This window comes from Mycobacterium sp. THU-M104 (assembly GCF_049197365.1).
In the GTDB taxonomy this organism is placed as follows: domain Bacteria; phylum Actinomycetota; class Actinomycetes; order Mycobacteriales; family Mycobacteriaceae; genus Mycobacterium.
The window spans coordinates 1-3,942 of sequence record NZ_JBMIOP010000044.1 but is presented as its reverse complement, the minus strand read 5'-3'; the positions used below and the strand labels follow the sequence as shown (position 1 = coordinate 3,942).

4 protein-coding genes and 1 pseudogene are annotated in these 3,942 nt (G+C 71.6%); 2 read left to right on the top strand and 3 right to left on the bottom strand.

What is annotated here, in order from left to right:
- Window positions 1-211: pseudogene (locus ACOJVU_RS04195) on the top strand (SAM-dependent methyltransferase); the annotation flags it as partial.
- A gap of 1 nt (window position 212) precedes the next feature.
- Here ACOJVU_RS04195 and ACOJVU_RS04190 read toward each other — a convergent pair.
- Window positions 213-1,139, bottom strand: coding sequence for an RluA family pseudouridine synthase (locus ACOJVU_RS04190; protein ID WP_421528630.1), 927 nt, complete (start codon window positions 1,137-1,139; stop codon window positions 213-215).
- On the bottom strand, window positions 1,136-1,777 hold the full coding sequence (gene lspA / locus ACOJVU_RS04185; protein WP_421528629.1) for a signal peptidase II: 642 nt from the start codon (window positions 1,775-1,777) through the stop codon (window positions 1,136-1,138). The genes ACOJVU_RS04190 and lspA overlap by 4 nt, the downstream gene beginning before the upstream one ends.
- Window positions 1,778-2,025: 248 nt before the next feature.
- Between lspA and ACOJVU_RS04180 the strand changes: the two genes are divergently transcribed.
- The gene (locus tag ACOJVU_RS04180) at window positions 2,026-2,964 is read left to right on the top strand and encodes an asparaginase (RefSeq protein ID WP_421528628.1); all 939 of its coding nucleotides are present in this window, start codon (window positions 2,026-2,028) and stop codon (window positions 2,962-2,964) included.
- On the opposite strand, the gene ACOJVU_RS04175 is transcribed toward ACOJVU_RS04180, so the two are convergent.
- Window positions 2,929-3,942 (bottom strand): DNA polymerase IV (locus tag ACOJVU_RS04175; protein WP_421528627.1); only part of this gene is annotated, 1,014 nt, incomplete at its 5' end. The two genes, ACOJVU_RS04180 and ACOJVU_RS04175, sit on opposite strands and share 36 nt — an antisense overlap.

The window sequence follows — 3,942 nt, the reverse complement described above, 5'->3', positions numbered from 1 at the left end:
CGTCCAGATGCGGATGGAGCGGATGCGGGCCGAGTTCTTCGACGTCGGGGCCGTCGTCTATTTCCTGCGCAAGGTGATCTGGACGGTGCCGGACTTCGCGGTGCAGCGTTACCGCGAGCGGCTGGCCGAACTGCACGAGCGCATCGAGGCCGACGGGCCCTTCGTCGCCCACTCCACGCGGGTCCTCGTCGAGGCGCGCAAGCCCGCGTGATTCAGCCTTCGGCCCGCAGCACGTCCAGCGCGTGCTGCAGGTCCGGGGGGTAGGGGCTGACGAACTCCACCCGCCGACCGTCGCCCGGGTGGACGAACGACAGCGACCGCGCGTGCAGCCATTGCCGTTCCAGGCCAAGCCTTTTCGCCAGCACCGGATCCGCGCCATAGGTCAGGTCGCCGCAGCACGGGTGGTGCAGCGCGGCGAAATGTACCCGGATCTGGTGCGTACGACCGGTTTCCAGGTGCACGTCGAGCAGGCTGGCGGCGATGAAAGCCTCGCACGTGTCGTAGTGGGTGAGGCTGTGCCGGCCGTCCTTGGTCACCGCGAACTTCCAGTCGTGGCCGCGGTGGCGTCCGATCGGGGCGTCGATCGTGCCACTCGACGGGTCCGGGTGCCCCTGTACCAGTGCGTGGTAGCGCTTGTCGACGGTGCGTTGCTTGAAGGCACGCTTGAGGGCGGTGTAGGCGCGCTCGGACAAGGCCACCACCATCACCCCGGAGGTGCCGACGTCGAGGCGATGCACGATCCCCTGGCGCTCGGGCACTCCCGACGTGGTGATCCGATAACCCGCGGCGGCCAGGCCCCCCAACACCGTGGGGCCGCTCCAACCCACCGACGCGTGCGCGGCCACCGCCGCCGGCTTGTCGACCACGACGATGTCCTCGTCGGAGTACAGGATCGTCATGCCCTCGATGTCGACGGGCGTGTTCGCCAACGGCGCCGGCGCGTCGGGCATCCGGACCTGCAACCATGCTCCGGGCGTCAGCCGGTCGGATTTCCCGGCCGGCGCGCCGTCCAGTTCGACACCGCCCTCTTCGGCGATGGCCGCCACGGCGCTGCGGGACAACCCCAGCAGGCGCGCCACGCCGGCGTCGACACGCATGCCCGCCAAGCCTTCCGGGACAGGCATCGAGCGCTCGGTCACCGCCGGCCGGCCTTGCGCCGGGCCGCGGTGTCTTCGCCGGCCTTGCGCCGGGCCGCGGTGTCTTCGCCGGCCTTGCGCCGGGCCGCGGTGTCGAAGTCGTAGCCGAAGACCGACAACGCCACGAGCAGGATGGCCCCGCCGACCACCGCCGGGTCGGCGACATTGAACACCGGCCACCAACCGACCGACAGGAAGTCGACGACATGTCCCCGCAGCGGGCCCGGCGACCGGAAGAACCGGTCGACCAGGTTGCCCATGGCGCCGCCGAGGATCATGCCGAGGCCCACGGCCCACCACGGCGACACCAGCCGCCGGCCCATCCAGAAGATGCCGGCCACCACACACGTCGCGATCAGCGTGAGCATCCAGGTGTAGCCCGTCGCCATCGAGAACGCAGCCCCCGAATTGCGCACCAAAGTCCAGGTCACCGTGTCACCGATGATGGGGACCGGCTGGCCCGGCGGCAGCAGTTTGACGGCGAGCACCTTGGTCACGACGTCCAAGGTCAGCACAACCGCGGCGACCGACAACAACAGGCGCAGCCGCCGGGGCGAGTTCTGCGGGCTCTGGGGTCCAGAGCCCGCGGGTTCCCCGTTTGCAGCCAGCGGCTCGGCAGATCCCGTGGTTTCCTCGGACACCCCCCCATCATCCCCTAAGTGGTCTCGCCCGTGAGTTCGACGGGGGTCGTTATCAGACGCCGCTGGTGCCGAGTCCGCGCTGGCGGCGTCGAGCCTGCGTTCAGCGCTACTTTTTCGCCTCGACGTCGCCGCCACCGCAGTCTCGGCACCTCAGCGAACGGGCCCGACAACTCAACGGCCAAGACCTCCGACGCCGATGCAACCCCCGCATTCGATACCTCCGGCGTCATGTGCGGGATGATCCCCCCATGGCCCGGCTCACCGTCATCACCACCGGAGGAACCATCGCGACCAGCACCGGTGTCGACGGGGTGCGCCGGCCTACCCGCAGCGGAGCGGAACTGACGTCAGGACTGAGCGCCGATCAGGACATCGGCGTCGTCGACCTCCTGGCCGTGGACAGCTCGCAGCTGACACCTGCCGATTGGGATCGGATCCGCACCGCGGTGCAGGCAGCGATCGACGGCGGCGCCGACGGCGTGGTCGTCACGCACGGAACCGACACCCTCGAAGAGACGGCGCTGTGGCTGGAACTGACGTATGCGGGCACAGCGCCGGTCGTGGTGACCGGCGCGATGCGCAGCGCCGACGCGCCCGACGCCGACGGGCCGGGCAATCTGCGTGACGCGCTGGCCGTCGCGTCCAGCCCGGCCGCGACCGGCCTGGGTGTGCTGGTGTGCTTCGCCGGGCGCCTGCTGGCGCCGCTGGGCCTGTACAAGGCGACGACCGCGGACCTGAGCGGCTTCGCCGGGGAGGTGCTCGGCACCGTCAACGGCGGGGCGGCGCTGACCCTCACGAAGACCCGGCCGTACGTCGGCGATCTGAGCGCCGCCACGGCGCCCCGGGTCGACATCGTCGCGGTGTACCCCGGCAGCGACGCGGTCGCGCTGGATGCGTGCGTGTCCGCCGGCGCCGCGGCCGTCGTGCTGGAGGCTCTGGGCTCGGGCAACGCCGGAGCCGCGGTGATCGACGGAGTGCGCCGCCACTGCCGCCGCGGGGTGGTGGTCGCGGTGTCCACCCGGGTGCCCGGCGCTCGGGTCCGGGCAGGCTACGGACCCGGCCACGACCTGGTGGAAGCCGGCGCCGTGCTGATACCCCGCCTGCGGCCGTCCCAGGCCCGGCTACTGCTGATGGCCGCGCTGGCCGCGAAACTACCCGTTGCCGCGGCCGTTGCCCGCTGGGGCTGAACCGGTCCGCAACGGACCGACATAGTCCGGCCAGTCCAGGGAATCGACCGGATCGGCCCTGACGATGTCGCCGGTGTCGGCGGGGAAGGTACGCGCCTGCCCGGGACCGGTCGCACGGGTTTCGAAGCGCACGGTGACCACCCCGTGACCCGCGCCCTGCACCCAGCCGTGCCCGAGTTCGCGGTGGGCGACGTCGTCTCCGACGCGCCACGCCGACGTATCCGGCCGGGGCGCGACCATCGCTTCGCTCGCGGTCTCGGCGGGTGCGGATTCCGCTTCGGGCGCCGGCAGCTCCAGGTCCGGAAACAGCGACGCCTGGCGCACCTCGCTCAGCCCCGAAAACCCCACGCCCAGAAGCCGGATGGGCCCGATCTCGCGGGGATCCAGCAGCAGCCGCCGGGCCATCGCGACCAGCGCGACGAACTCGGTGGTCGGGTAGGGCAGCGTCGCCGAACGGGTCAAGGTGCTCATGTCGGATTTCTTCAGCTTCACCGTGACCGTGCGAGCCCCGCGGCCGTCGCGCAGCAGGCGCCGATGTGCGTGCTCGGCGATCGGACCGATCGCCTCGAGCAACTGCTCCAGGCCGGTCAGGTCGACCGCGAAAGTGGTCTCGGCGCTGATCTGCTTGGCCTCGGCGCGCTCGGCGACGGGGCGGTCGTCGACCCCGCGGGCCAGCCGGTGCAGCGCCGGCCCGACCGCCGCGCCCAAGATGTCGGCCGCTTCGGCGTCGGTCAGCGCGGCCAGCTGTCCGATGGTCTCGATGCCGAGCCGGTGCAGCTTCTCTCCGGCGACCGGGCCGATGCCCCAGAGCCGGCGCACCGGCAACCCGGCGAGCAGCGACCGCTCTTCGTCGCGCCGGACCACCCGAATGCCGTCGGGCTTGGCCAGGCCGGACGCGATCTTGGCGATCTGCTTGCCCGAGCCCGCGCCGACCGACGCGGTCAGCCCGGTTTCCTCGCGCACCCGCCGGCGCAGATC

Coding starts and splice junctions, on each gene's coding strand:
- ACOJVU_RS04180 (WP_421528628.1), top strand. CDS start 2,026: ATGGCCCGGCTCACCGTCATCACCACCGGAGGAACCATCGCGACCAGC.